Source organism: Haladaptatus pallidirubidus, from assembly GCF_020700235.1.
In the GTDB taxonomy this organism is placed as follows: Archaea; Halobacteriota; Halobacteria; order Halobacteriales; family Haladaptataceae; genus Haladaptatus; species Haladaptatus pallidirubidus.
Genome location: NZ_CP085303.1, coordinates 240,051 through 266,794, shown reverse-complemented (window position 1 = coordinate 266,794; position 26,744 = coordinate 240,051). Strand labels below are relative to the sequence as shown.

At 50.5% G+C, this 26,744-nt stretch carries 25 protein-coding genes and 3 pseudogenes; 17 read left to right on the top strand and 11 right to left on the bottom strand.

Features of this window, described 5'->3' with window-relative positions; translation table 11 throughout:
• Positions 1-117 precede the first annotated feature (117 nt).
• The 4 genes from LIX15_RS25000 (at position 118) to LIX15_RS24985 (ending at position 7,323) form a co-directional block, all read left to right on the top strand.
• Entirely contained in the window at positions 118-1,638 is a 1,521-nt protein-coding gene (locus LIX15_RS25000; protein ID WP_227777618.1) for a hypothetical protein, read from the top strand.
• Positions 1,639-2,172: 534 nt separating this feature from the next.
• Entirely contained in the window at positions 2,173-3,537 is a 1,365-nt protein-coding gene (locus LIX15_RS24995; protein WP_227777617.1) for a polysaccharide deacetylase family protein, read from the top strand.
• A gap of 125 nt (positions 3,538-3,662) precedes the next feature.
• Positions 3,663-5,501 carry an asparagine synthase-related protein gene (locus tag LIX15_RS24990; protein WP_227777616.1) on the top strand — a complete coding sequence of 613 codons (1,839 nt, stop codon included), beginning with the start codon at positions 3,663-3,665 and terminating at the stop codon, positions 5,499-5,501.
• A gap of 229 nt (positions 5,502-5,730) precedes the next feature.
• Positions 5,731-7,323, top strand: coding sequence for an ArnT family glycosyltransferase (locus LIX15_RS24985; RefSeq protein ID WP_227777615.1), 1,593 nt, complete (start codon positions 5,731-5,733; stop codon positions 7,321-7,323).
• 1,727 nt (positions 7,324-9,050) lie between these two features.
• On the opposite strand, the gene LIX15_RS24980 is transcribed toward LIX15_RS24985, so the two are convergent.
• Positions 9,051-10,550 (bottom strand): beta-N-acetylhexosaminidase, encoded by a 1,500-nt coding sequence (locus LIX15_RS24980; protein WP_345411089.1) that lies wholly within the window; start codon positions 10,548-10,550, stop codon positions 9,051-9,053.
• A 343-nt stretch (positions 10,551-10,893) separates the two neighbouring features.
• Between LIX15_RS24980 and LIX15_RS24975 the strand changes: the two genes are divergently transcribed.
• The 3 genes and pseudogenes from LIX15_RS24975 (at position 10,894) to LIX15_RS24965 (ending at position 13,326) form a co-directional block, all read left to right on the top strand.
• Positions 10,894-11,286, top strand: coding sequence for a DUF6788 family protein (locus tag LIX15_RS24975; protein WP_227777613.1), 393 nt, complete (start codon positions 10,894-10,896; stop codon positions 11,284-11,286).
• A gap of 1,417 nt (positions 11,287-12,703) precedes the next feature.
• Positions 12,704-12,835 (top strand): annotated as a pseudogene (locus LIX15_RS24970) (class I SAM-dependent methyltransferase); the annotation flags it as partial.
• A gap of 185 nt (positions 12,836-13,020) precedes the next feature.
• Positions 13,021-13,326, top strand: coding sequence for a HalOD1 output domain-containing protein (locus LIX15_RS24965; protein ID WP_227777612.1), 306 nt, complete (start codon positions 13,021-13,023; stop codon positions 13,324-13,326).
• Between the two features lie 48 nt (positions 13,327-13,374).
• Here the strand turns inward: LIX15_RS24965 and LIX15_RS24960 are convergent, their stop codons facing one another.
• Positions 13,375-13,575 carry a DUF7835 family putative zinc beta-ribbon protein gene (locus LIX15_RS24960; protein ID WP_227777611.1) on the bottom strand — a complete coding sequence of 67 codons (201 nt, stop codon included), beginning with the start codon at positions 13,573-13,575 and terminating at the stop codon, positions 13,375-13,377.
• Between the two features lie 170 nt (positions 13,576-13,745).
• On the opposite strand from LIX15_RS24960, the gene LIX15_RS24955 reads away from it, so the two are divergent.
• Complete coding sequence (locus LIX15_RS24955) at positions 13,746-14,129, top strand: phosphatase PAP2 family protein (protein WP_368410709.1); 384 nt, start codon at positions 13,746-13,748, stop codon at positions 14,127-14,129.
• A 129-nt stretch (positions 14,130-14,258) separates the two neighbouring features.
• On the opposite strand, the gene LIX15_RS24950 is transcribed toward LIX15_RS24955, so the two are convergent.
• Entirely contained in the window at positions 14,259-14,897 is a 639-nt protein-coding gene (locus LIX15_RS24950; RefSeq protein WP_227777609.1) for a helix-turn-helix domain-containing protein, read from the bottom strand.
• A 93-nt stretch (positions 14,898-14,990) separates the two neighbouring features.
• Here LIX15_RS24950 and LIX15_RS24945 point away from each other — a divergent pair, with 93 nt between their 5' ends.
• The 6 genes from LIX15_RS24945 (at position 14,991) to LIX15_RS24920 (ending at position 19,658) form a co-directional block, all read left to right on the top strand.
• Positions 14,991-16,037 (top strand): ABC transporter ATP-binding protein, encoded by a 1,047-nt coding sequence (locus LIX15_RS24945; RefSeq protein WP_227777608.1) that lies wholly within the window; start codon positions 14,991-14,993, stop codon positions 16,035-16,037.
• 185 nt (positions 16,038-16,222) lie between these two features.
• Positions 16,223-16,876 carry an ABC transporter permease gene (locus LIX15_RS24940; protein WP_345410957.1) on the top strand — a complete coding sequence of 218 codons (654 nt, stop codon included), beginning with the start codon at positions 16,223-16,225 and terminating at the stop codon, positions 16,874-16,876.
• Positions 16,877-17,036: 160 nt separating this feature from the next.
• The gene (locus LIX15_RS24935; protein WP_227777607.1) at positions 17,037-17,498 is read left to right on the top strand and encodes a DUF6069 family protein; all 462 of its coding nucleotides are present in this window, start codon (positions 17,037-17,039) and stop codon (positions 17,496-17,498) included.
• A complete protein-coding gene (locus tag LIX15_RS24930) occupies positions 17,495-18,169 on the top strand; it encodes an SDR family oxidoreductase (RefSeq protein WP_227777606.1) in 675 nt (224 codons plus the stop codon). Before LIX15_RS24935 ends, LIX15_RS24930 begins: the two co-directional genes overlap by 4 nt.
• Entirely contained in the window at positions 18,166-18,693 is a 528-nt protein-coding gene (locus LIX15_RS24925; RefSeq protein ID WP_227777605.1) for a DoxX family protein, read from the top strand. The genes LIX15_RS24930 and LIX15_RS24925 overlap by 4 nt, the downstream gene beginning before the upstream one ends.
• 575 nt (positions 18,694-19,268) lie before the next feature.
• A complete protein-coding gene (locus LIX15_RS24920; RefSeq protein ID WP_227777604.1) occupies positions 19,269-19,658 on the top strand; it encodes a hypothetical protein in 390 nt (129 codons plus the stop codon).
• A gap of 151 nt (positions 19,659-19,809) precedes the next feature.
• Here the strand turns inward: LIX15_RS24920 and LIX15_RS24915 are convergent, their stop codons facing one another.
• A complete protein-coding gene (locus LIX15_RS24915; RefSeq protein WP_227777603.1) occupies positions 19,810-20,148 on the bottom strand; it encodes a DUF1330 domain-containing protein in 339 nt (112 codons plus the stop codon).
• 163 nt (positions 20,149-20,311) lie between these two features.
• Positions 20,312-20,605, bottom strand: coding sequence for a hypothetical protein (locus LIX15_RS24910; protein ID WP_227777602.1), 294 nt, complete (start codon positions 20,603-20,605; stop codon positions 20,312-20,314).
• A 636-nt stretch (positions 20,606-21,241) separates the two neighbouring features.
• Here LIX15_RS24910 and LIX15_RS33410 point away from each other — a divergent pair.
• The gene (locus LIX15_RS33410) at positions 21,242-21,403 is read left to right on the top strand and encodes a hypothetical protein (RefSeq protein ID WP_345410963.1); all 162 of its coding nucleotides are present in this window, start codon (positions 21,242-21,244) and stop codon (positions 21,401-21,403) included.
• Positions 21,352-21,558, top strand: coding sequence for an IclR family transcriptional regulator domain-containing protein (locus LIX15_RS32985; protein WP_497007444.1), 207 nt, complete (start codon positions 21,352-21,354; stop codon positions 21,556-21,558). The genes LIX15_RS33410 and LIX15_RS32985 overlap by 52 nt, the downstream gene beginning before the upstream one ends.
• Positions 21,559-21,652: 94 nt before the next feature.
• Here LIX15_RS32985 and LIX15_RS24900 read toward each other — a convergent pair whose 3' ends face one another.
• The 3 genes from LIX15_RS24900 to LIX15_RS24890 all read right to left on the bottom strand — a co-directional run bounded on the left by LIX15_RS24900 (position 21,653) and on the right by LIX15_RS24890 (position 23,239).
• Complete coding sequence (locus tag LIX15_RS24900; protein WP_227777601.1) at positions 21,653-22,009, bottom strand: type II toxin-antitoxin system PemK/MazF family toxin; 357 nt, start codon at positions 22,007-22,009, stop codon at positions 21,653-21,655.
• Positions 22,006-22,377: a MarR family transcriptional regulator gene (locus LIX15_RS24895; protein WP_227777600.1), complete on the bottom strand. Its 372-nt coding sequence runs from the start codon at positions 22,375-22,377 to the stop codon at positions 22,006-22,008. The genes LIX15_RS24900 and LIX15_RS24895 overlap by 4 nt, the downstream gene beginning before the upstream one ends.
• A 163-nt stretch (positions 22,378-22,540) precedes the next feature.
• Positions 22,541-23,239, bottom strand: a complete 699-nt coding sequence (locus tag LIX15_RS24890) for an ATP-binding protein (protein ID WP_227777599.1) — start codon at positions 23,237-23,239, stop codon at positions 22,541-22,543.
• Between the two features lie 171 nt (positions 23,240-23,410).
• On the opposite strand from LIX15_RS24890, the gene LIX15_RS24885 reads away from it, so the two are divergent.
• Positions 23,411-23,830, top strand: a complete 420-nt coding sequence (locus LIX15_RS24885; RefSeq protein ID WP_345410967.1) for an MFS transporter — start codon at positions 23,411-23,413, stop codon at positions 23,828-23,830.
• A gap of 419 nt (positions 23,831-24,249) precedes the next feature.
• On the opposite strand, the pseudogene LIX15_RS24880 reads toward LIX15_RS24885, so the two are convergent.
• The 3 genes and pseudogenes from LIX15_RS24880 to LIX15_RS24865 form a co-directional block, all read right to left on the bottom strand.
• Positions 24,250-25,041: pseudogene (locus LIX15_RS24880) on the bottom strand (transposase); the annotation flags it as partial.
• Positions 25,042-25,166: 125 nt separating this feature from the next.
• Positions 25,167-26,384 (bottom strand): mandelate racemase/muconate lactonizing enzyme family protein, encoded by a 1,218-nt coding sequence (locus tag LIX15_RS24870; protein WP_227777597.1) that lies wholly within the window; start codon positions 26,382-26,384, stop codon positions 25,167-25,169.
• 68 nt (positions 26,385-26,452) lie between these two features.
• Positions 26,453-26,587: pseudogene (locus tag LIX15_RS24865) on the bottom strand (mandelate racemase/muconate lactonizing enzyme family protein); the annotation flags it as partial.
• Positions 26,588-26,744: the final 157 nt, after the last annotated feature.

Below are 26,744 nucleotides of genomic sequence, written 5' to 3'. Positions count from 1 at the left end.
TCTTCTATCCGACTTTTGGTTTTGGCCTAAAGAGGGTTATAACTAGCACCTACTCAATAATTACCGATATCAGGTAAATCATAACAAAATATCAATGTGCATTTGCAGTATAATGCGATGCGACAAAGAAAATCCGACAGCAGCAACAAGGTAAAGCGAAGAGGCTATTTGAAAGGAATTGCGGCCGCAGGGATCGGTGCAAGTGCCGTTTCCACGTTTGCTGGCACATCGGCTGCAGCCACGGACAACGCTATGGACGCGGATGGGGGTAATGTCTACCTCATCTTCGGTGCCGACACCTCCGCAACTGATCTTCACCCATGGCTCAAAAAGAATAAGAAAGACCTCAAATCAAGTTCACAACAGTCTTCTTCCCAGGTCATTCAGTACCAGGATGTCACTCAGTTGAACGTCAATCAACAGAAAAACGCTGTTGCCATCTCAATTGATGGTGGAAAAGCAGACGCAATTCAACGCACCTACCAGAATAACAAAAACACTCAAGCTGGCAGTGCAGAATCGATTAATGCTAAAGAACAAACTAAAGAACAGAAATTCGAAAATCTCAAAGATGTGTATGTTGTCCTCGCGGGCGAAACTGATTCACGCGAATTCTCTGGCTGGGTCGTGAGCGATGACGCTTACCAGAGTGAACAGACCGCCGAAGCAGACATTGAGCAAGAACAAGAAGTTGACCAAGTGAACTATAGCAGCCAGAGCACTGCTATCGCAATTGCGGAGAACCGTAGCTATGCGCGATCGTATCAGCGAAGCTTCCAACTCAACAAGAACGCTCAGACGGCCGAAGCGCTCGCGGCGAATGTCGGTGACGGAAACAAACAGAATGCAAGTTCCTCGGTCGAGCAGGCTCAAGTTGTTAACCAACTGAACGTAAACGAACAGGGTGTTGCTATTGCACTTGCGGTTGGCGAAGAAAGCGTAGCCAAAGCGTGGCAAGTTAGTTGCCAGTTCAATCGGAATAAGCAGGTTGCAAGCGCAACTGCAGTAAACTTTGATCCGAAGTCGGTCAAAGAATTCACTGCAAGCGCTAACATGAAAGGCGACTACTCGGACTCAGCCGTGAAGCGTTCCGAAAAGTGTACGTCCCAATCGAACAAACAAGGTGCAAAAGCGAACATCAAGCAGTTCCAGGATGTGAGTCAGAAGAACATCAGCATGCAGAATGCAGCCGTTGCTGTTGGGCTTGATGGTAGCGAAGCAACAGCTACACAAGCAAGTTACCAAGCAAACTTCAATGCACAGGTGGCTTCAGCAACTGCAGTGAATGTCGACGAAGGCACTAAAAAGGTCTTTGCGGTGATGGATGGTACGGACGCAAAAGGCGATAACTCCTGGGCAGTGTCCTATGACAACGGAAACGGACAAGTTAACAAACAGAAAGCACTTGCTGTCGTTGAGCAAGCGCAATACATTGAGCAGCTGAACGTGAGCGAGCAGACCAGTGCAATCGCGTTCGCAACAAACGATGGTAATGCATCGGCAGAGCAGCTTAATTATCAGCTCAACGAAAACATTCAAGCTGCCGAATCAACCGCCACCAACACTGGTAGTCAACAAGACGGCGGTAAGAAAAAGAAAGGAAAGAAGTGTGAGAACGACCAGAAAGCAAAGTGCTAGAACACGATGGGTAGATCGTTGAGCCATATGTATAGTTCAGCACAATAACACCAGGGTATTTCCTTCCTTTAGTGCGGTTTTTGCCTGGGAAGGAGATTACAGAGAAATCCACTATCGAATATACGATTGCTAGTGGTACGAAAGTCGAGATTCACAGCGTGAACAGAATAATACTGAGCTGTAATATTTGATTTCATAATACTTATCGATCTCATAGAGTCTTGGAATCATGCCTCTAAAAATAGTAATTTGGATACAATAGCTGATTTTACAAGCATTAAGCAGGGATTATAAGACGATATTTTTAGTCAGGTAGAACATAACTAATTCTTTAACGCTGGTTCACCCTGTCGGCGATGACTCAAGAGAAAAAAGAGAACGGACCAGGCAGCTCAAAGAATATCGTCAAAATACAGAGAACAACAGAGATCAGTAAAGAAGACTCTCTGTGGCAATCGCTGCTAACCAATGGAGCATGTAGCCTCCCGATATCTAGTTTCACTTTGTCCTCGCTAGGCAGTCCCAGACAGGCAGGTGAACGACAACATGACGGATAACTGCTCTACGAACACTACTCGTCGCCGCTTCCTTCACTTGTCCGGCACTGTCGCTGCTGGAATGCTCGCTGGTTGTTCCGGGAAAACGCCTTCCTCACAACCAACTTCGGATACTCAGATTCCATCGACGGCGAACACAACGACAGTAGATGAAACCACTGAGGGTACAGAAACCACGTCGAAACAAACACTACAGACAAAATACAATAGCCGTGAACAGTATAGTTCACCCGGAACAGAGTTCGATAATTTTGAGGGTCTGTCTCGATGGCAACGGGTTCAGGGTTCCGTGTTGGCGGACACAACACAGAGCGTAACTGGTTCACAGAGTTTGAAATTAGTTGGAAAATCAGGCCACCATGCAGTAGCCAATCGAACCTTGTCATCACCAATGGATTTTTCCAATCATGACCTATCGGTGGCATTTCGATCCAAAAATCCCGATGTTGTCGCACTTCTCGTTTACCTCTTTGACTCCGATGACAACTGGGCAGTACTTGAACTCCGATCAGTAACGTATCGGTCCCCAGATATTGGTTGGTTTCGAACCAGTCCTGGTGTGTTTGCCACTAGTGACACTAACCCAGATCTCACGAATATTGAGCGAATTGAAATTGAAATAACGAACGCATCGGATGGCGATGCAGTATCATGGGTGGACGATATGCGCCTTCATCCAAAACCCGATACAGGCTATGTCGTGTTGAGCTGGGATGATGGGAACCGGAGTTACTATGAACAGGCGGCACCGGTCCATGATCGCTTTAATTTCCCAGCTGTCCTCACAATGCCAGTCTATCCTAGAAAAACAGCTGACTCATTTTTCATGTCGATTAAGGAATTGCATGAACGACAGAACGCAGGCGACGAGGTCGTTGCACATGGTAGTACCAACGAACCGTTCGCCGAAATATCTACATCACAACTCGATACCCTCCTCAAGCGTAATAAGAAATGGTTACTCGACAATGGATTTGAAGGTGCAGACTTTATAGTGTATCCAGGAAACAATTTTGACAAAGGTGCGCTCAAGGTAATTAGTAAATATCATTATATGGGTGGGATGAATCAGTCCGGCAATGTGAACACCACCGGCGTATATGGGTTTGATCCACTTGTTCTTCCACGAACAATAGGTCACGATATCGATATTTGCAAGCGAGCAGTGAACCTTGCTGCTGACCACCGTCAATGTACCATTCTCAATTTTCACCACTTTAATTCCAAGAATACAATGGATATTAGCGACTATGAGGAACTCTTAGCGCATATTGATCAGACGAATGGTATCGAAGCTATCGGTTTTACAGATCTTTGGGAAATGCGACGCACACAACCATAGAATGCGGACACTGCTTATACAGCAGAATCCATCCGATTTCATTGAGTAACGATAGGGCATTCATTACATTGTTTTCTGGTATGGTAATCTATTAATGAATTTAATTACTTTCTATAGAGAACTATATGGTTGGGCTCTGTGGCACTATTGGAGATACTCGAAACGTTGATGACCTGATCGACGACCTCCAGTGGACTGGCGATGAACAAATACTTGCAAAAGAGGATGAAGAAGTAGCAATAGCATCGGTCGTTCACCCGTCTGACGCAGGCTTAGGATATGCTGAAACTGAAGACGGTGATCAAATATGGTTGTGGGGAACGGTGTGGGGGTTCGATGGTTTAGGTGGATATAAATCTCATCCCGAGGGAGGTGCAGAACTGTGCGCTACCTTATATGCGCAATATGGTATCGAATTTGTTGGAGGGCTCAATGGAAACTTCGTTGGTGCAATCCGAAATTGTGAAACGGAGCGCGTATCATTATTTACCGACCGTCTCGGGACGCGACCCCTCCATCTGGCGATAACTGATAACGGGGTTGTGTTTTCGACCAAGATTCAATCGTTACCTCTCCACCCGGGGGTTGAAACAAAGTTTGACGAAGGATATCTTGGAGAATATCTCGCATTTAATAGAACTTATGGAGTCAAAACACCACTCACTGGAATCGAGAAAACGCAGCCTGGATCAATAACTGTACTTGATGCGAACGGTAAGATCGAAACGACTCGGTACTGGAAGCCCGTCTATGCCCCGCTTGACCGTCCACGAAAATATTTTGTCGATCAGCTCGCGCGAACGTTCCGTGATGTCATTGATGATCGTACTGAACAAAGTACTGATTATGGATTATTATTGAGTGGTGGAAGCGATTCACGTCTTGTACTCGCTGCGTTCGTCTCCCTTGGTTTATCGGTTGAAACATTTCATCTTACAGATTGGCGAAATCGTGAAGCGAAAATTGCAGAACAGGTTGCTACTGCAGCCGATGTCCCATTCACGCCACTTCGGCGCGACAGAGAGTATCAAGCTCGTGCGCTAGCAATGTATCCTCAACTTTCGAATTTTGGTGGCTACTTTAATCAAATTCATGCGGGTGGATTCTCTGAGACGCTCACTTCCGCTGTGGACGTTCTGTTCACAGGCCACTATGGGGATATGCTATTCAAAGGCAACCACTTGCGCACCCCAACAGTTGATCTTGGATCGATTGGTTCCTTTGATCTCTCGTTTGAGTGGCCGATAACGGACATCAAGACATTTATCGAACATCGAGCAGACGTGAATTCGCCATCCTACCTACAACTTCCACGGAATATACAAGAGATTTACCGAGACAATGTTCGAGTAAATGGAAACGAGATAATTGATCATGGTGTGGCATACTCCTCGCTTCGAGAGGCGACACTCGCTAGCCGCTGTCCACTAACAAATGGCAGTTCTCAGTTCTTCTATTACGGGACTGCACAGATGATGCCGTCTGGAACACCGTTTCTGGACAATCGGCTGATTGACCTATTCCTCTCGATCCCGATTCAGTACCTTCTCAGGGGTGATTTGATAAATGCCGCAACAGAGCGCCTCGCACCGGCATTATCTGAAATTCCTCACGGAAGTGGCATGATTCCAGTTAAGTATCCGTTTGCACTGCAGCGAGCCGGTGAACTCGCTACAAGCTTTGTCCAACGCCATTTCCTAAATGATCTTCAGGAACCACACTGGACACATGGACCGTGGCCGGATCATCCCGAGTTAATCCGTACACATGAATTTGTCCGTGAGGTACTGAACGAAAATGAAGCAACAATTCGTGCCCTACCATTCCTCAGCTGGGAGGGTGTAAACGAATGTTATGAAGCACATCTTGCTGGCGAAGAACGGATGAGCTCGTTGTACACGCTCGTGACGTTTCTCGAAATGCCTGTCGTTGACCGGCTTATGGAGTGCTATGTAGGACGATAAAACATTGCCCTAAGGGTAGAAAGACAACAGTAGTCTGCTTTTCGTCGCAATGTAGAGAGCTGATCTGAAAATTTCGATTTCTATCTTTTATCAGTGTGAGAATCACGTTGTTTACGGCGGGCGAGGATGTCACTGGCTCCCACCCTACTGTTACTGCTATCATCCCCTCCCACATTACCGGTCGCGATATCAATAGACACAATACCGGCCATTGCAATCGATCATATGAATGGCTCCTCTTAAAAGCCGCATATATGCATTCTTTAGCGCTGACGGGGTGGAAAGTGATGGTGTTTGGCTTTCGATCGCTCTAACAGTCGGTGTGGCAGTCTATTTATCTTATCTCGTAATATACCCAATTCCGGCACATGGAGCGGGATTATACCTCGCTATAGCTGAGCAGATTAGCAGGCATGGCTACCGGTTGCCTGAAACAATTCCACATTATACTGCGGAGGGAGTTCCGTTTGCATATCCGCCGTTGATGTTTTATGTGATCGCAGTGCTTCGTGATGCCTTCAGTATTAATCCAATTTCCCTCACGCGGTATTTACCCGGACTTATCACAATCGCGTATCTAGTTCCCTACTATTACGTTGCGAAGGAACTTCTCGAATCGCCATCCCAAGCTGGTGGTGCCACCGTGTTACTCGCTATAACACCGGTGATGCTCAAGTGGCATCTCGCGGCAGGTGGAATTGTTCGTGCGGTGGCGTTTTTGTTCGTCCTTACAGGACTGTTTACGGGAATACAAACGTTCAAAGAAAAGAATCGACGATGGTTACTCCCGTCAATCGGGCTGTTTGCGCTTACTATCCTCACCCATCCTGTGTATATGGCGCTGTTTGGACTGAGCTACCTTCTTCTAGTCGGCTTTTTTGATCGGTCATGGCGTGGGGTAGGACTTGGTGCGTTGGTTGCAATAGGCGGCATCGTCTTGACGGCACCGTGGTGGTGGCACATCATTTCGACGTACGGATTATCTATATTTGCAGCTGCAGCTGGGACGCATGACGGTCTTGGCGGCGGGATCGCCCGTCTCCTCGATTCCTTCGTTGATCCATTGATGTCAAGCACTCAATGGCCGTTTTACTTTCTCGCGGTCGCCGGCGTTTTATATCTCGTTCGAGATCGACGATTGTTCATCCCTGTTTGGATGGTTTTGACAGGATACATCCTCAGCCAAAATCGGTTTTTATACATCGCAGGTGCAATGGCGGCGGCGGCATTCGTTTTCGAAGTCTGTCTCCCGGTTATCAGAGATCAAATGGAAGATGATATCCATAGACGATATATCCCGCTTTTCCTGCTCGTGCTGCTTGTCAGTTCGGTCGTCGGCTTCGGCGCTCTAATGACGACTGATAGTGAACCGATCGAAGATCGAATGGAAACAGTTCTGCCTGCACCATACATGGATAAACACGACAGAAACGCCATGGGGTGGGTAAAGCGTCACACACCTCCTTCATCACGTTTCGTGGTACTTGGTGATGCTGCAGAACTGTTTCCGTACATTACACACCGAACTAGCCTTGTGAGTCCATGGGGCGTTGAATGGAAAGGCAGTACTCAGTTCAAGCGTCAAAAGGAGTTGTACGACTCGACATCGGCCTGTAAAACCGCTGATTGTCTTACGGCGTCGCTCACAGATGCACGCCTGCAGCCGGACTACGTGTACGTTCCGAAAGGACAGTACACGGTACGCCGAGACGACCACACCCAGTCAGTGCGAATGCGACGCTCTCTGATGAGGTCATCAGAATATACACTCGTGTTCGAAAACCGGGGTGTAATGATTTACCGAGTGAATGTAACTGAGTAAATAATTACAGTCTATTTCCATAAATAACGTCACAACAGAAGATGTGTTTGTATCCATTATTCAACATCAGGCACCACATAACAATAATCAATGCGTCTATTGGTTAAAGTGCGGACGTCAGTTGAGGACCTCCTGATTGCCGTGTCCTTGCGACGTTCGAGCCCAGCAAACACCGCGTCTGATGGCATGCTCCCCGCAATATGACCGTGCCTTTTCCCAGTGTGACTACTGTATTCTGAGGCTCCAAGAGAGGGGAATTCGGAAGCGAGAAACGGGTTATGGCACTTCGAGGAGAAAGCTCTGTTCTTGAAGGAGGATATTAATTGTTGGTAGAATCATCATAGGCATACAAAATATCTTTCATGATAAATTAGATTCAGGAAATGGCTCCGGTGATTCAATCCTACCTATGCTCGCTTCTTTCATTAAGATATAATTATGGAATATTACGTGAGACGTTATAAAAACAGTTGACAAGGTTTAGATTATTCTTGTCTTCTCATGGAGTGAATTTCGGTAACAATCTGGATGGAATAACTCTCCACGCCATTCCCTGGCCTCTGGGCGATCTACTGGTTGCTGACAGCGAAAGCAGATCACCCGATGACTTAAATTAGGAGTCGACCGTTTAATCATCGGTTTCCTCCGCAGGGTGTCGTTTTTATACTAGTTCTTCCACAGGCAATCTCGTACTCCGTTCTCTGATGAAATTGATCTCCTTTTTGGAGAGAAATTAAAATTTGAGATTGGCATTGTTTTTCTGGTAATTGGTGTGTCGATTGATTTTGAGTCATGGTCAATGATTCTCTCGTTTCGTTTCCAGGATCGGGACTATGCCACTACTACCACTGATCGTGTCAAAGTGGTATGAAGAAAGTACTAAGATTGCCGTATAACTATATCTTTTGGCCAAGCCATTGTTCCGAACTGCTCACTAGCAGTGGACAAGCAAAGAGTGTGAGAAGGGGGTGACAATTTGAACACAAATCCTAGATCGATCATTTCGAATTTTGCATCCTTCCCGTCATAAACGGTAGAGCTTCCCACAAGGCTGGTCGTGCTAGAGCGAGAGATATTGGTTCACACCCCAACGAGGTGCTGGCTATGTCACGTAGCCGTTACCGGAATACAAGCGATAAGGCACTTCCGCAATGTATGAGAACGCGAGTGAGTAGGGAGGGGGATACAACTTGTTTGATTTCGGGTTTCGCCATGGCAAACACCGAGTTTATGCCAGTTTTCGAACTGTCGGTGACCGAGGGGTGTCCTATTTGGATCGACAGAAAGATACGCACGAAACGCACCGAAGACTTCTGAATTGGGTGTTTGCACAGGTGACATCCTCCCTGCTGTAAACGGCAAATTTCCTCGCCACCATGAAGAGGGTGACTCATCCATGTCCTGCAAGGCGTGGTATTCTCACCTGAAATTTCTATAGTTATTATGAAATCTACAGAAAACGGCGTTGGTAAGCCGTTTTCTCTTCACCATTTTGTTGGATGAAACGCAGTCGAGTATGGTTACTTGACATAGGATAAATGTATTTGAACAACATAAAGTTTGGTATTACTCTTCTACGGGCATACACAAGTATTTGTCACCAAAATTTCTGTGCTTAACTCTTCTCTCCGTGTTGTATATGGAAACAGCTGTGTTAATCGGTGAGTTGCTTCCGTCAACACTGGCAATCCCGCAAACAAACATTACATCCTTGCTGGAGGGATTATTTAGGGCCAGGGAACCTGTGAAGACTGGTAGTAGTTTATCTCTTGGATATCCCAACGCGGGCCTTGAGCGGCGAGGCGCTGCCGAAATTCGATCCAGGTGGTTTTTTTCTTGGGTGACCAGCCAAGTTCGGCGATGGCGGGTAGCCGTGGGAATATCATATACTCGATGTCATCGACCGTCTCGACGAACTCCGTCCACAGCGCAGTTTCGGGACCTTTGATTGACGACTCGTTGACGCCGTCAACGAAAGTCCCTGGATCCCAAGAGTAGGAATCCTTGACCGACGTGTTGCCGGCCCAGTCCTGACCCACGCCGTCCTGGTCGTTGTAGTTCATGTCGAGGTAGGCACGGCTCGCTGGCGAAGAGATTATCTCATGGCCCTCTTTGGCGGCCGCCGCGACCTCCGGCGCATCTCGGCCAGGGTACCAGTATTGGGTGATCGTCTTCGTCGGTGGGTTCGCACCAAGCACTTGATGCCAGCCGATTGGCTGTTTGCCGTGTTCCAGAACCATTGGAATCACTCGATCCATGAAGGTATTGTACTCTTCGTCGGAGAGAATGTGGGCCTCGTCGCCACCGACGTGGAGGTAAGGACCAGGTGTCATCTCTGCGACCTCTTTAATTACGTCGTTGACGAATTCGTAGGTAACCTCCTTGTCGACACATAGTGAGGTGTCGCCGACATTGACCCCCGTGTCCTCCGGTCGTTTTTCGCCGTCACAGTTGAGCTCTGCATACGACTCCAGGGCTGCCCCGGTGTGGCCTGGCATATCGATCTCTGGGATCACCGTGATGAATCGATCCTGGGCATACTCGACGAGTTCGATATACTCTTCTTTCGTATAATAGCCTCCAGCAGTGCCACCGACTTCGGAGTCTGCCCCCTCGTCGGTGAGGTTCGGCCAGCGATCAATCTCGATGCGCCATCCCTGATCGTCGGTGAGGTGAAGATGGAGATAATTGACTTTATACTGGGCAAGGTAGTCGACGTACTGCTTGACTGCGTCGACGCCGAAGAAGTGACGGGCAACGTCAAGGTGCGCACCGCGATAGTCGAACCGCGGATAGTCGCGAATGTGTCCGCCTGAGACGGTCCACTCAACAGACTGCTCCGTCTCGCTCTCGATGGCTGGTGGGAGCAGTTGCCGGAGTGTCTGGACGCCGGCGAACAGTCCAGCCGATTTGTTGGCACGGATCTTTACCCCACTCGGGTTTACCTGCATCCGGTATCCCTGCTCACCAACGTCTGACGGTGCCCCGTCGAGTCGGAGCGAAATTCCGCTGCTCGATCCTCGCGTCGAACCATTGATGATCGGCAATTCATAGCCAGTCGCGGGACGAAGGAGTCCTGCGAGGAGCTCCGCTATGCCGGCCGCCACCTCATCTCTGATATTAATTACCGTATTCTCAGTTATGGTGTACCCGGTATCCGTAGACTTAGTCTCGGCCGGAACGGGAACCACGTCCTCCAGACGAGTTTTTTCATTCGCGCCGCCCATCGCTGCAGCACTGTCAATTCCGATCGAGAGGGCTCCAACGCCGGCTAACGATTGTAGGACTGTACGTCTGTTTTGTTTGTCATTCGGTGACACAGTTCTATATCGTATACTATCTACATAATATTTGTGCAGAAAAACAAAAGAATAATTCTCATACCGTTCTTCCAAGCAATAGTGAGTCGCTTCATACTGTCGATGGTGAGGCGTATTCGATGCCAGTCGAGCAGAAAAAGTTTACCTGATTACAGGCGCTAATACGCTGCTTAAGTATATGGCCCTTTGAATTAACCAACAAGACTATACACTATCACCTCATAGTGTTGGTTAAGGAAAGACAACTCTGATGCCGGGTCCAACGAAGCCCCAACCTTCTGATCTACTACCGAAATACCTCGTCGAAGGGCTCCAAAAACAAGACAGTGAAACATTGCAGGCTATCGCGCACTATGCCCAAGAACTCCGCGTCTATCGCGCCGCGCGAGCGGAGGCTGAGCGCACAGCAGCTGCCAACACTCATCAGATTGAACAGGCGACAGCCGAGGAACTCGCCGCCAAAGCACATGCAAAAGGAATTCCCGAAGATATCGCAGACTGGAGCACGATTTTCGAAAAAGGAGTTCCCGCGAAAGCATCAATCGTGAGGAAGACAATCAACGATAACGAGTATTACTACTTCCAATGGCGAGAAGGCGACCGTATTAGATCAGAATATCTCGCTCCTGTGAGTCCAAAATAGCGATTTGCGACTAGTTGGAAGGGCAACGTCACCCTACTAGTCATAGTAGGAGAGATACCACTGGTTAACCAACACCACTGGTTTTGAACAATACTGTAGGTTAAAGTGAGGAGACAGCGTATAAACGCACCGAGGCTGGAATATTCTCGTCTCATACAAAAAAGGAAACAAATGACAATGACTGAGACTGATCGGCCACTTAATTGTGTTGCATGAGACACCTTACTCGTACAAAATCACGAACAGCAAACGTTGATGTGTTCCAATTGCCTTGAGGCTCTTCGCAATGCTGCTGGCCCTTACAAACGCACGTTGAAGAAAGTCTGAAAGGACGAATAGAGATCATTTGGCAGCCCTATGGAACAGAGTGTTATTCTCAACTGGTATCCAATATATGATTTACTACATAACAATTTATTATTCATAATTTTATATGTCAAATAATTCTTGAGTGAGTTTCCTCGGCGAGTACCTATACCAGGTTCTATGGAGCGCCCAATAACTCAATTCGATCAAAAGAAGAATCGGGTACACAAGCACCCTAAAGAGTAGGATTATCAACCATTGTTTGGTTGTTCCTCGATGTTTAGCAGTCATTGTTGAGCATTTCTTTGGTTCTATTTACTACCTTAAAAATGGCCGTGACGTCTCGACTTCATCTTCGATTTTTGCCATATTTGCAGGGCAATGCCTGGTTAAACAGATACAAGGGGAAAGGGAGAGATTGGGTAGGGGTGTGTGCGACGTAAGTTAGAATATCATACTAACCATTCGCACCAGGGAGACGTTTGCCTCCCTAACTCCGAGCGTGCGATCACAACTGTGATCGCATGCGGACTAAAGGAGAACTACCGTATAGCTTTTGTGCCCATGGCTGACGCACGTCTGACTGAATTATATTGTACTATGAACAAGTGTGTAGGTGCGGCAATATTTACGACCCCCACAGCCACAATATTTACTAGAGTATGGTTCCGATTGAAGCGTGTCGAAGGAAAGGTTGTTCACCTTCGTCATCCACGAAGTATCAACAGGCGTGAAAATGTCATCGTGACGCCAAATTAACTCTCCACGTCTGTTCACAGATCAGTATATACTTTGACATTCTCACCCGCCCTAAAGGGCAAGGATTCCACGAAGTGGATAGTAAACAAACGTGTATAGTAATGGTGATAGTCGCATAATTTTTGCCCCAATATTTATAATAAGGCAAGGACGATTGGAGAATGTCGGAGGTAAGTTATCGACTTCGATGCCAACTGTAGGCAACTAATAGACATGGGGCATGTTAATAGCGACGCTTCAATCGAACTCTCCACATCTTTTGTTTCATAAATCAGTATTTAAATTCCGAACCGCTTTAACAATAGATCTTAGCGTATCTGGTCTGTCCTCCAGAGTACAAAAAAAGGACAGGGAAATACTCTTGTTCCGTCTATTCAATCCTGACCGTCTCCGAGAAGCAGCAGTCGGGACTGGATGGGAAGTTGCAGAGGTAAGACACGGGTCTGAACGCACATACACTACAGTACTTGAAAAATCCGAATAATACTATTGTGTCAGATGCTGAAAAATGGGCTGTCCAATCACTGTAGCCAAGGGGATAGTCAGGCTCAGCAGTAAGTTTATATCCATTCAGGACTATTCATTGTTCGCAAAAAATCCGTCGGTCTATCGGATATTTATACAAAGGACTAGTACCGAAAATTAACCCGTCCAATAAGAGTCGTACCGATGATTCCAGAGACTTCCAATACACCGGATTCAACCCGCCGATACGTCACCTACTACGGCCAGAGCGAATCAACAGCCCTCACGACGACGCTTGTTCATGCATTAGCTGATGCCATGGATATTGATGTTACTGATAGTGAGCAAGTACTTTATAGGAGCATCAATCCGGATGCACTTGACGAGTTGTTTAAACCCCAATACAATGGGATACCTCGAAGCAATGGCCATCTCACATTTATTGTACACGATTACGTAGTGATGATCAGTGCTGATGGTCGGATTGAGATCACACCAGTATATAAGTGAGACAATAATACGATAATAATTATAAAATCTATAGAGCTAGATCATTAATTAGGCATTGTTCATTCGCTGACTGTGTGTACTGCCACAGACCTGGCATTGTGAGGTTCGATAGGGTTCCCGAGAGAATTCTGCATTTTTTGCTTTTTTGCTTTCCGTTTTAATTACAATAGCGACGTCATGAGATGTCTCACGGCCACATATTTCGCATCGTTCAGCAATCGTGTTCTCGCTGTTGTAGTTTCTCCCCATTGTTACCTCTCCGTGAAGACTAATTAGGACGGATGAGAATATGAATATTTCTATTTTGTCATTATGTGGAGTATACAAAAACCAGTTATTTTCCCTATGATCACCCTGTCGAATTTGTTCTATAGTTTAACCATTCAAAGTCGAACCTATTTTTGTAAGTTTTTATTTGATTGATCAATTATTTAGTCGTAGATTACAAACTCTCAGAGGTCAGCTTTTACGGCATTTCGAACAGTAACCGTCCTCAAGGTAGATCGCAAGCTTTGATTCGCAACAGCCAACACACGACAGTCGTGTTTGCGTTCGCATGGTCGTTATTCTACCTTCACGATCGGTGGCGAGTCGGATTCGTTGCGTTGATTCTCGCCTCACTCGTCGGAGTCAACCGCGTGTACGTCGGTGTCCACTATCCCATCGACATCATTGGTGCAGTCGGCGCATCACTGCTGGGCTTCACGTCGGTCTACGCCGCTAGAGGCACTGTAATGAACTTTGCCAGTCTTTGTATTCACATCGAAAACCGACTGAGGACCGCACTGTTCCGCGCGCTCTGAGACTGAATTCGTCTAACAACACTTTCTCCGATCCACTTGCCATCTCCGTATCTGAACCAAGTTACGGAAGTTAGAGCATCCCGCCGACAGCGGTCGTCCATGTCCAATGAGTACCTGTTGTCAAGCGATCTAAAGCATCATAGAATCGGAAAGAGCGTCCTTGATAATCCGTTCTTCGGCACGATGAAGAATCCTACTTGCCGCCGATTTGGTCACCGCAAACGACTCTGCCAACTCAGTCAGCGTACACCGTCGGTGGGTATCGTAGTATCCGCGCGCGCCCGCTTCGGTCATGAACTCCTGCTGGCGGTCGGTAAGCAGCTCTATCGGGTCATATGACTGGGTCAATGAAAGGATTTGATACACCATGTCAACCGCTTCCAACTCGTCTGTATACTGTGCTAACCGCTCGTGTGAGGCGGTTCGCTCAACAAATAGCCACCCATCTCGCATGACAACGGGAAAGCGCACGAGAACCCCCGACGTGCGAACCACGCGATACGAATCGGGAATCGGAATCACGTACTGAATCAAGACCATTCGCTCATCGGCATGGATCACCTCAGACGAGCACACCTCCGGGGACTCGTCGAACTGTCGAACGAGAGTATCCCCGTCTGACATTCGTACTTCGACGATCCCGAGCAGGCCGTCGGCAGTCGTATGGCTTGCCAGTATTTTGAACTCCTCGTCCGGAAACTCGGTCGAGAGAGTGGCTAGGCAATCATCAGACGCCGCAGCGTTGATCTTCAGTTGTATGGTAGGCATCGTACCAAAGGGTCGTTTCCAAGCGTCTTAACTATTTAAGTGCCTGAACATATTCAGGCGCGAAGCCACGACATCTCCTGGCTCAGTACAACCATGCCTCTTCAAGCAACTGCGGTCGAATCGGATCCTCTCGCTGAGTCTACAGCGAAACGCGATCCTACGAAAGACACGACCATCTGTGATCCAGCTATCGTCGTCAATGGGTTACAGAAGGTGTACGGTAGTGATGATGCTGTCCCAGCGGTCGATGACATCAGTTTCGCGGTCGAGCAGGGAACCGCCGTCGGGCTACTCGGTCCAAACGGTGCTGGCAAGACGACCACGATTAAGATGTTGTTGGGTCTCGTCGTCCCTACAAGTGGCCGCGCGCGAGTCGGTGGCGTGGATGTACACGAAGACGAACGGGTGGCGTATCGCCGGGTTGGTTCGATGCTCGAAGGCGCTCGTAACGTCTACTGGCGGCTCACTGTGCGTGAAAACCTCCGGTTCTTCGCAGCCATAGCCGGTCAGCACCCTTCGACTGTCCGTGAACGTCACGACGAGTTGCTCGACCAGTTTGGTCTCTCGGAGAAAGCAGATACGCCTGTCCGGGAATTGTCTCAGGGGATGAAACAGAAAGTGTCGCTTGCGTGTACGCTGACACGGAATGCCGATGTCGTCTTCCTCGACGAGCCGACGCTCGGACTCGACGTAGAAAGTTCGCTCGAACTGCGCGCAGAACTCCACCGACTCATCGACGACGATGGGATGACGGTCGTGCTGTCGAGTCACGATATGGACGTTATCGAAGACATTTGCGACCGAGTAATTATCATGAACGAGGGATGCATCGTCGCTGACGATACAGTCGAGAACTTGCTCGATCTCTTTCGCACCCAAACCTATGAGGTGCGACTCGATGGGCTCCTCTCCGAACCGATACGCCGCTCCCTTCAAACCGAGTTCAGTGCTTCCGATTTCGAACGTTGTGACGAGAGCGAACGGTTTCACGCGCAGGTAATTGGCGACGAATTCTACGCTCTGTCTGACGCGCTCCGTGAGGCTGGTGTCACGGTTGCCTCTATCGAGGCAGTTGAGCCAGATCTCGAAGACGTGTTCTTGCATATCACTGATGGAGACCACGAAGGTGATGGCACGTGAGTCACCCGACCACAGACGAAGCATGGAGCACTGCTACTAATCCCGATCTAGCGGGGCGGTGGACGCTATTGCGAGCCGTCTTGTCCAAACGGTTCTTATTGCTGATACGCTACCCTGTGAATACCGCCTCACAGATTGTGACCATCTATCTGTTCTTTGCGGTCATCTTCTTTGGAGGTCAGGCGATGGTTTCATGGATTGCAACCGATAGAACGGCACTGGTTGGGACTTTTGATGGGTTGGTCGTCGGGTGGTTCCTCTGGACCATGTCGCTGACAGCGTATTTCAGTCTCGCGATGAACATCACCCGCGAATCACAATGGGGGACGCTGGAACAGCTGTACATGTCTCCTTACGGGTTTGGATCGGTGATGGGCGCACAAGTCGTTGTGAACGTACTGGAGAGTCTGTTGTGGGGTGCATCCATTCTTCTCTTGATGCTGGTGACGACAGGGCGGACGCTTTCAGTGGATCTACTAACGATTGTCGTGATTAGTGTGCTAACACTTCTCTCAGTGGTCGGTATCGGGTTCGTCTTCGCCGGGCTTGCACTGCTGTACAAACGCATCGAAAACGTCTCGCAACTCATGCAATTCGTACTTATCGGACTTATTTCGGCACCAATAGTGGACATTCCGGCACTGAGACTGTTGCCACTAGTACAGGGAAGTACAATGCTACAAAAGGCGATGCAAAATGGTGTCCGTCTGTGGGAATTCTCAGTAATCGATCTATCGTTACTCGTCGGGTCTGCAGTCGTCTACTCGCTGCTTGGATACCTCGTGTTCAGATGGTGTACCGACCGCGCTCGCAAGACCGGAGTGATGGGTCATTACTGAATCCGAATCTCGAAATGACCATCGACCAGAATTATATGAGCACACGTAGACAATGCAACACATAGAGAATCGATTGCTGAGCGTCTTAGGTATTTAAGCGCATGAACGTGTTCAGGCGCGAAGCCGTGATCTCTCCCGTTCCAGTACAACCATGCCTCTAATGGCAACTACGGTCGACACAAGATCGCCGACGCACGTCAGTGTGAATCGCCTCGCAAAATACGGTCTCTTGACGGTGTTCGTCGCTGTCGTCGCAAACACGCTCGTTCGGATGATAACCCTCAGCGTCAGTACTGTCCCTGTTGGCTTTTGGCCATTGGGGTGGGGAGCGGTGCTCGGAAGCACTGTACTCACGACGGGTGGGGCGACCATCGTGTACGGAGGAATCACACGCTACTCAAAGCGGCCGAACCGGATGTTCACGATTGTGGCTATGGTTGTGCTGCTACTCTCGTTCGGTTCGTTCGTCGCGCCACCATCGGTGCTTGCGGCCGCGCCCACGTCCGTGCTGGCGGCCTTAGCCATGATGCACGTGATTGTAGCGGTCGTCAGCGTCGGCGTGCTGACGCGGGCTGCGGATAACGCTGAAACGCCCAAAAGCACCAAGAATACACCAACATGAGTCGAATACTCGTCGTCGGAGGAAGTGGTTTTATTGGTCGTAAAATCTGTCAACTCGCGGTCGCTGATGGCCATGAGATACGAAGCGTCTCACGTGGTGGTCGGCCAGATGCTGATGGGACATGGGTTGATTCGGTCGAGTGGGGCGAAGCGGATATCTTCGATCCGAACTCTTGGCGAGACGCCCTCGACGGCTGTGACGCTGTTATCCACACGGTCGGAATCATCAGCATCACTCCCGGAAAAGGCGTGATCCGCGAACGGCTGGACGGTGACTCGGCGATCATCACCGCGCTCGAAGCTGACCGCACAGACATTCCGGCGTTCGTTTTATTATCAGTTACAGGATCGCTTGCACGCGAGGAACACCTCGCCGCGAAACGTCGGGCGGAGCGAACGATAGCCGAACTTAAGCTCCGAACGACGGTCCTCCGGTTAGGCCCCGTCTACGGTGAGGATGACAGCATCGGCCATTATCCAGGTGTAATGAATGCAGCACTGCGAGCGATCGACGATCACAACTGGCTTGCTCGGCGTTTCGGTGGTGCCCGCCCTCTCTCCGTGACGACGGTCGCCCACGAAGCACTGCAAGCAGCACTCGACCCCACTACAGCTAAGCATGCTCATGCTCCATTGCGGCGTCAAAGTATCATGAAGAGGAATACCACATGAAACTCCTGCGCACTGAGTCAACGATAGAACCCTCATCAGAATCCGCTGCGACTGGAAACGCGAGCGGCAATCCGTACGTTGTCGTCCCTTTTCTACTGCTGCTCGTCGTACTGCTAGTACTCCGCGGTCTTGGCGTACTCGGCGTGACAGCCGTAGACTCGTGGCCGATTGCCACTCGACTCGCGCTGGCAGTAATGTTCGTCTTCACAAGCCTCTCTCATTTCGCTGGAACTCGGGATACTCTCATCCGGATGGTCCCGGACGCAGTACCGCATCCCGGACTGCTGGTGACGATCACCGGCCTTGCAGAAATCGCTGGCGCAATCGGGCTACTCCTATCAGGGTTTGCACCAGCGGCTGGACTGGGATTGACCGTGCTTCTCGTGGTGATGTTCCCGGCGAACGTCGTTGCCGCACGAAAGAACATCGAAATCAACGGGAAGCCAGCCACGCCACTCTGGTTTCGAGTCCTGATCCAGCTCTTCTTCATTGCCTTGCTCCTTTGGGCGACAGGATGGATGTAGAGATGGCGACATTTATTTTGGTTCCCGGATTTCTTGGTAGGGAATAAGGAGTGAGCACGCGCAACGACTCTATACCGCGCTTGGGAGTCACAACGCTGTTGCTCGTGAGCACGCTGACGGTGATGGTTGATACGGTGATATCCCCTGCTCTGCCTGCACTTCATGCGCATTTCACTGGCGTTGAAAACGTCGATCTGCTCGCTCGACTCGTGCTCACGTTTTCGTCGATCTTTGTTGCTCTCAGCGCGCCCGTCATAGGGACCTTCATCGATAGAATCGGCTGGAAGCTAATCCTTCAGGTGAGTGTCGGATTGTATGGCTTCGCCGGTGGCGCAGAGTGTGTGATCGATTCGCTCCCTGTTCTGCTCGCTTCGCGCGCCCTGCTCGGATCGGGACGGCTGGCATCTACAGGCGGAGCAGGCCGAGTGCCTCGGGGCTTGACCCCGAGGCGGTTCACCGCGTTCACACGGATCACTGGGAGCAGGTGGGATTATTAGGTAGGCCGACGAGGTCTGATCGGTGATCATACGTGACATGCATCGATCCACGGCTCCAATTCCGCCAGAGGTGGCAACATGACTGATTTCATCCTCTACGTCGACCAATCAGTAGTGCACGACGGGAAACTGGACGATCTCAAATCGGCCATGGCGGAGCTGGTCGAATTCGTCGAATTCAACGAGCCAGATATCCTGTCATACAATGTCTACTTCAACAACGACTGGGATCGAATGACCGTCGTCCACATGCACGCCGATCCGGCGACGCTGGAATATCACATGGATATTGCCGGGCCCAAATTTCCCCCCATTGGTGAATTCATCGAACTTGAGGCAATTGACGTTTATGGAGACCCTGGTGAGGACCTTGCTCAGCGGTTACGCGAGAAGGCATCGACCTTGGGGACCGGGCATGTCTCGATACACGATTTCCACGAGGGTTTCGACCATGTCGCGATCGACTGAGCTCTGAAAGAACGTATTCAGCAGCCGACGGGGAGACGGGCGATCCTTCATCAGTGGTCTCAATTCGAGTCATGATCAGTATTTTATGGCAGGAACAACCACTGATACACAAACGAGGATAGGCGGGGCGCTGTTTAAGCGATACGGTCGATTAACCTGGTAAATCCTCTGGGGAGAACGACGGGCAGATTACCGCATGAGCATACTCGCATGCCTCGACACGAATCAGTTTGACTTCTTGGTACGCGGGATCATCGTACCATGCTTGAGCATCCGCAACCGAGGGGAACTCAATGACGACGCTCATGCCGTGCTCCCACTCTCCCTCGATGACCTCGGGATCAGGATGGCCAACGATCACCTCTCCGTCGTGATTCTCAATCGTTTCGGCCGCGACCGGGAGATAGTCGTTCAGGTAGCTCTCCCAGTCTGTAATCTCCTCCAGGAAGAGCGCGTAACCCTTTCGTGAGCTATCTGTTTCTGTGGACATCTCAGCAATAGTAATAGATGTTACCAACCCGCATACGACTTCGAACACCGAGAAAACTCCCTACTGCATATACACTATGTATTCATCATTCTAGCGAAAAACTGGCACTGATAGAAGAACTCAACAGAGCTGGCTACCTCGAATTACCGGCGCTAACCCGGCATCAGACACGGTGTGACTCGAGAGTCTCAAATATCTTCTTTCCTCTTCGTGTTGCGAGTTCGGACGGCGGTGCAACACGATACGCAAGTTCTGTTCGGCGCTGCTCATCAGTTGGTGAGCCGTCATGAAGAATCGCGACCAACATCCCATCAGACGAGCGCAAGAGGATGCCGTCCTCGGTGACTGACGACTGCAATCCCTTCAACGACTGCTCAATGAGTTCTTGAGCTTCCTTTGGTTCAATTGTGAGCTGTACTGTGTCAAATTCTGGCCGATTGCGAGTCGTTGCTGTCATGCTTTGTTTCCATCGAGCTAGACGTTTGTAAACCCATCTCCCATATGAGTTTCTGGCTGCATGTTCTCTCCTGTCCAACCGATGAATCCGTGTGATCTGGAAGCTGTAACGTCTTCAACTCTAAAAATTTCGGACGAAAGCGGACTTATTGGTCACTCCCCCATCAAACGCTCTCTCCCACGCTCACTCGGAGTCACGTTCACAATCTTCGCGATAGTGCTAGCACGGACTTGGTCCTGGGAAATCCGCAAGGAAAAGTCAGCAGTTCACACATCGTGAACGTAGCGTTGGGGGTGCTAATCAGCAGGATTTAGAAACGTCTCAAAAGCTGAGTTGGAACTGATATTTTCGGATTCAGGGTTCAGAAGGGATCTTATAAGAGTTCACAATATGTGAACGATAGAGAGCTAATATATTGATGGCATAATCGGGCACTGTAATGCGATTACGTGCCAATCAGTGGTGGGCGTGTTCGAACATTTCGGAACTTGCGTTGCCGAGTTGAGAATGATAATAAATTCCTTATATTTAGAGATGAATCCAACGGTAATCTATTTAATTCTCCGAAGGGCACAGCACTACGTATGTCATTATCAATCAACCGTTGTTCGGACGGCGAGACGAACGCGGCAGCGAGTGCTCGAGATCGTCGACGCGACCGGCCTCCCAGCGCTCACGGACGAGACGATCACGTCGCGAGAGCGGTTGCTGGAGTCGCTTGAGGCTGTCCGCGAGCGGGGTACGCGATCAATGACGAGGAGTACCAAGAGGAGCTTCGTGCCATCGCTACGGTCGTGACGGACCCGATCGGCAGTGTCCGTGGGGCAATCGGGATCGGCGGCCCGACGTACCGCATGAAAGGGAACGTGTTCAGGGAGGACCTCCCATCGCAACTCTTGCGAACCGTCTCCGAGGTTGAAGAGCGACTCGCGACGGTCTACGACACATCCTGACCGCACCGAGACCAATCACATCGACATGAACGCGGTGAGCGCGATTTCCGCTGCGCTGCAATCTACTGGTTATTCACCTCGCTAGAGAAAAGTCCTATTGCTGGAGTTCATTGACGAGAGCAGTCACTGCTTGGTCAACAATCTTACTCTCGAGACGGCCTTGCCAAAAGTCGATGTCTTCTCTGTCGATCGATTGGATTCCCCATGGGACTATTCGGCTTTCGTCCGGTGTCCCCCCACGAATCCAGCTCTCCTCAGGAATATCGATAAGGCCGTCCATCCACGATTTCGATGATAATGTTAGCGCGATATATTGCTTGCCATGGAACGGACGACCCTCGTGATTCGAGAGGATTATCCAGGGTCGAGACGTTTCTTCGCCCTTGAATGGATCGTCGCCATAGACGACATCGCCTCGCTCAAAGATTGGGATGTCCTTGTGTTCGGTCACTGTTCGTCCTCAACGCTTGGATGCGGTTCATCGGGCGCATGCTCACGCCACGCGCTCTTGTTCTCTTCGCCGAATTGCTCGTTGAAGAGCGCGGTCGCCCGCTCGTAGCCGCCGTACCCTTCGAGTCGGTCTTGATCGTCGGTCACCGCCCAGTACGTCGCCTTGTGCTCAACGAGAGCACGATGCTTCAATCGCGAAAGGGCTGTACTGACTGCTCCTTCGTCGAGTTCAACCTGAGAGGCGATTTCGCGTGCCTTGAACGCGCGGTCATCGTGAACCGCGAGGAATCCGAGTACCTGATCCGGAACTGAGAGCTCCTCAAGTTCGTCCTCGCTCGTATTCTCGAACGTTTTTCGGTCGATGGACATCGCTGTGTGTAGGTAGTGAACCCATCGTTAAGAGTGTTTGTAGTGAAAGCACTGAAAATGCAGTAAATATCAGAGAATTCAGGATATAATGAGAGTTCACACTTCAGCACATGGCTCAAGCTCTGTCTATACTGAGCCAACCGATCTTCACTGCTACAATACGTCAGGTATCGCCGTTCGTTACGCCATAATCAAGAAGATCATCTTTCGTAATCGTCTGGGCGTCACGTTCTGCAGCCCGCATTGCAGCATCATCGACCATTCCAACGATGTCCGCTGTACTGCGATCTGCGGTTTGCTCAGCAAGCATCTCATAATCGTCCTCATCGAGATTCGATGGGAGCTCACGGAGTCGCACACGGAAAATCAGCTTCCGTGCCTCTTTGTCGGGCAGACCTACCTCGTACTGCTGATCAAAGCGACCACAACGAGTCGCGGCTTCATTAAGTAAGTCCGCACGATTCGTCGCCGCAATGAGCAGAAAACTCGGATCTTCATCGTCCAAGTGTGCCAGAAACTCGTTGACGACTTGAGCATGCTCACGGTGAAGATCGTTCCCACGACCAGCAAGGAGGGCATCGATCTCGTCGACGAAGATCACACACCGCTCGAATTGCTCGGCCTCGTTGAATAACTGATTGACTTGCTCGGTGGACACGTTCACCCATCGGCTTTTGATATCACCAGCGCTCAGCTCAAGGTATGGATGGCCGAGTTCGCCAGCAATCGCCCGAGCGAAATGCGTTTTCCCCGTGCCAGGAGGGCCATGTAGGAGGATGCCATTTGGTGGCGAGACGTTGAACCGCTCGTAGCGGCATCGGTGTAAGAGAGCGGGCGAAGAACCGATCGCATAATATTGCATTTGAGGGTGTCCATTCTCCCGACATCGCGAAACGTTGTAGTGGGAGCTGACCGCCAGTCAAATGTGAGCTCCGATGGAGATGGACCGCTTGTCTCTCTAGCCTCGTTATTAGTATTGTTAGTAGAAGACTGATCCTTTTGAGAGTCGATTTCGGCGTGCGGTGCCCCGTTAATGAAACGAGTTTCGTTGAGTCGATTGACTATTCTTGGGTTTGGTTTTGGAGGTCTCGGGTGGCTTGCAGCGGTCTACGCTCAATGGCTCCCCATGACGGTCGCCCTGTTTTGTCTTGCATGGATTCCCATCGGCGTCACGAATACTATCTTCATGACACTGATCCAGACGTACGTTCCAGAAGAGCTGGTGGGACGTGTGACCTCGGTCAGTATCAGCGCCTCGGCAGCGGCGATGCCAATCGGTTCGTTGCTTGGTGGAATCGCAGGCGATGCGTTTGGGAGTACCCTTGTCGTAGCCGTGACAGGTGCTGGCTTCCTCTTCGTGACGCTATACTGGATTGCCCATCCCCTATTGCGCCACGTCCCCGCTGTCGAGGAGATCGACCCAGTGGAGTACGGGCTAAGAGACGTATCGTAACCTCCAAAAAGGTGTACTAACCCATCGACTGAGATTTTTGCACTACGAACTCCGCACAGATTGCTTTGAGGGTACCGGGGGTTGGCCACTTCCGCTTAGAAGAAAATGGAGAAGTAGAACACAGACTACCACGTTCAGTGTAAATCCGTGTTTCAAGCCCTATCTCGGGAGATAACAGCCATTCGAATATTCACAAATCATATATCGCTATATCAAATTTGATATTGCAGAAGATGAGACTACAGTAGGTATAGAGACCCAAGAATGCACGATTTTAGCCAATTCACCCTTCTACACACTCTTCAAACTGAATCCCAGAAGCCGTTTCTGATCACTTCTCTAATCTTTCACCGAATTACTGACTAGCCGAATCAGCACCTGCCGCTGATCACTTAGCGTTCATCGCCTTGAAATCAGTTCTAGCCGATTCCAGTTTGCTTCAGCAGCGTTAGGACCGTATGCTGTCACAATCGGTGATCGGTCGTACTCACCCATCACTCCGACCTGCACAAGAAGATCGACTGCACGCCAGATCGAGTACAACAGACACGCAAACGCGAAGTAGAAGAACCGCAGCACGAAGTTCTTTGAGGTGGTCGCACCCATGAACCGTTTGATGGACTTGTAGCCACTTTCAATCTCCCAGCGGGAGCCGTACTTGCTGAGAAACCTCTCACCACCGTTCGACATGAACACCGAGTACTGACGGTGAACGGTGTACTCGGTATCATCTTTCCGGCGATAGATCAGTGTTGTATTGTGCCACTCGTTGCTGCCGAGATGGAGGTTCCGGTCGGTCACATACCGGTTCTGATCCCGCTGGGAGAGCCGTTCGCTTGTGCTTTCTCTCTGGTCTTCATCCGCTTTGGGACGACATAGGTATGTCCGCGCTGATTGATGGCTTCGAGAACGTGCTGGCTGTCGAGCTCACGGTCCATCAGCACGTTATCGACGAAGATGAGTTTCTCTGCAGAGTCTAGGAGATCTTCGACGATTTCCAAGCGGCTTTCGCCTTTCTGTACCGGGCGTGCATCCAGTACTAATGGGGCCGCGTTCCCGACCAGCTGGACCGTCACCCACTGGTAGGCGTATTCGTCGCTTGCTTCTTTCGTCCCGATGATTTCGTCTTCGTGACCGGAACGATCACCAGTGAATGGATTGGCCTCGGTAATATCTATCGCAACGATTCCTGCTCGACCGGCTTCAGAGGTACGACGGTCCGTAGTTTGTCACCATCCTGGACGAAGTCAACCAGTTCGAAGACAAGAACGTGCTCTACGACCTCTTCGAAGAATCGGAAACGATGTCGTCCGAGGAGGGCGAGTAGTATCGGAGGTTAGAACCCTGTGGTGCCGTCGAGAAGATGGTCTTCGATGGCATTCTCGTCGAGTTCGATGCCGAGGCCGGGGGCTTCTGGGACCTCGATATAGCCATCCTGGATGAGGGGCTCGTCGCGGACGAGGAGGTCGTCCCACCACTCCACCTCCAGGGCGTGGTATTCCAGAACATCGAAGTTTGGGACGGCAGCACCTAAGTGGACGCACGCCATCGTCCCGACGGGGCTACAGACGTTGTGCGGGGACATCGGAATATAGTTTTCCTCCGCACGGTCCGCGACCCGCATTGTCTCCGCGAGCCCGCCGACTGTCGTCGGGTCAGGGGTGATGACGTCCACGCCGTGTTCGTAGATGAGGTCAGTGAGTTCGAACACGCGAAAGCGGTTCTCACCGGTCGCAACCGGGGTACGGGTGGCACGGGTCACTTCGATCTGGGCGTCCATGTTCTCCGGAGGGACGAGGTCTTCAAGCCACATGAGGTCGTACTCTTCGAGTTCGTACGTGAGACGTTTCGCGCTCTCGACCGAGTAATCCCAATGACAGTCGAACGCGAGGTCGATGTCGTAGCCAATCTCCTTGCGGACGGCCTCGACGATCTCACGTTTTTCCCGGATGGCGGCGTTAGTAAGGCGGCCGTTGTAGGGGTCGGGGTCGTTGTCCTTCAGGAGGTCAAGGTCGAACTTTAGCGCGTTGAATCCCATGTCGACGACGCGGCGGGCTTCGTTGGCGTACGCCTCCGGCGAGTACGCGTCGGTTTCGGCGTAGGCGGTCGCGCCGTCCTCAACGGCGTACGCTTCGCCGGCGTGGCAGTCACAGTAGATGCGAACCTCATCGCGGTACTTCGACCCGAGGAGCTGGTAGACAGGAAGATCGAGGAGCTTCCCGACGACGTCCCAGAGCGCGACCTCGATGCCGGAGGCGGCGGTGACGACCTTCCCGGTGGTGCCGCCGTGTCCGCTCATCTCCTGGAAGATGTAACGGACGAGACGTTCGACGTCGAGGGGGTTCTCTCCGATGAGGAAGCGTTTGGTGTACTCGACGAGGTCGGGGATGCCACCGCCTCGGTAGGACTCGCCGATGCCGGTGACGTCAGCGTCCGTCTCGACCTTGATGAGGTTCCACTCGAAGTTGCCTTCAACGACGGCGGTCGTGATGTCAGTGATCTGTACGTCGCGGCCTTCGCCGCGGTTGGTCGCGTGGTTGGAGAAATCTCTCATGCGTTGAACTCGTGGAAGGCGTTTTCGTGGAAGGAAACATCGTGGGCGGCGAAGTACGCGATTTTCATGACATCCTCGCGGCCGATCGTCGTACGGACGTGCGTGAGGGTGTGGTCTCGGTAGGTGAGCGTCCGGTTGGAAAACGACACCGGTGAGTCGAGAAGTATTTCAATCGGGTACGATTCCACGTCGGCGACTTCCATGCTGGAGCACTGATGTCTACTATCAAAAATGACCATGTATGGGCAACCCTTTCCGGAGGCGCGGGTTATGGATTGTCGGAGCGATTGCGATACACACGGAATTTCCCGACCGCATGGACATCGAACGCCTCCTCAACTCGGTGTCACTTCCCTCATT

Bases quoted from the DNA above. Each gene is read 5' to 3' on its own strand.
- LIX15_RS24950 (WP_227777609.1), bottom strand. From the start codon at position 14,897: ATGCCTACCATACAACTGAAGATCAACGCTGCGGCGTCTGATGATTGC.
- LIX15_RS24945 (WP_227777608.1), top strand. From the start codon at position 14,991: ATGCCTCTTCAAGCAACTGCGGTCGAATCGGATCCTCTCGCTGAGTCT.
- LIX15_RS24910 (WP_227777602.1), bottom strand. From the start codon at position 20,605: ATGACAGCAACGACTCGCAATCGGCCAGAATTTGACACAGTACAGCTC.
- LIX15_RS24895 (WP_227777600.1), bottom strand. From the start codon at position 22,377: ATGTCCATCGACCGAAAAACGTTCGAGAATACGAGCGAGGACGAACTT.
- LIX15_RS24980 (WP_345411089.1), bottom strand. From the start codon at position 10,550: ATGGGCGGCGCGAATGAAAAAACTCGTCTGGAGGACGTGGTTCCCGTT.
- LIX15_RS24960 (WP_227777611.1), bottom strand. From the start codon at position 13,575: ATGGGGAGAAACTACAACAGCGAGAACACGATTGCTGAACGATGCGAA.
- LIX15_RS24915 (WP_227777603.1), bottom strand. From the start codon at position 20,148: ATGTCCACAGAAACAGATAGCTCACGAAAGGGTTACGCGCTCTTCCTG.
- LIX15_RS25000 (WP_227777618.1), top strand. From the start codon at position 118: ATGCGACAAAGAAAATCCGACAGCAGCAACAAGGTAAAGCGAAGAGGC.
- LIX15_RS24940 (WP_345410957.1), top strand. From the start codon at position 16,223: ATGGTTTCATGGATTGCAACCGATAGAACGGCACTGGTTGGGACTTTT.
- LIX15_RS24930 (WP_227777606.1), top strand. From the start codon at position 17,495: ATGAGTCGAATACTCGTCGTCGGAGGAAGTGGTTTTATTGGTCGTAAA.
- LIX15_RS24885 (WP_345410967.1), top strand. From the start codon at position 23,411: ATGAAACGAGTTTCGTTGAGTCGATTGACTATTCTTGGGTTTGGTTTT.
- LIX15_RS24920 (WP_227777604.1), top strand. From the start codon at position 19,269: ATGACTGATTTCATCCTCTACGTCGACCAATCAGTAGTGCACGACGGG.
- LIX15_RS24990 (WP_227777616.1), top strand. From the start codon at position 3,663: ATGGTTGGGCTCTGTGGCACTATTGGAGATACTCGAAACGTTGATGAC.
- LIX15_RS24890 (WP_227777599.1), bottom strand. From the start codon at position 23,239: ATGCAATATTATGCGATCGGTTCTTCGCCCGCTCTCTTACACCGATGC.
- LIX15_RS24965 (WP_227777612.1), top strand. From the start codon at position 13,021: ATGATTCCAGAGACTTCCAATACACCGGATTCAACCCGCCGATACGTC.
- LIX15_RS24975 (WP_227777613.1), top strand. From the start codon at position 10,894: ATGCCGGGTCCAACGAAGCCCCAACCTTCTGATCTACTACCGAAATAC.
- LIX15_RS24985 (WP_227777615.1), top strand. From the start codon at position 5,731: ATGGCTCCTCTTAAAAGCCGCATATATGCATTCTTTAGCGCTGACGGG.
- LIX15_RS24870 (WP_227777597.1), bottom strand. From the start codon at position 26,384: ATGAGAGATTTCTCCAACCACGCGACCAACCGCGGCGAAGGCCGCGAC.
- LIX15_RS24935 (WP_227777607.1), top strand. From the start codon at position 17,037: ATGGCAACTACGGTCGACACAAGATCGCCGACGCACGTCAGTGTGAAT.
- LIX15_RS24925 (WP_227777605.1), top strand. From the start codon at position 18,166: ATGAAACTCCTGCGCACTGAGTCAACGATAGAACCCTCATCAGAATCC.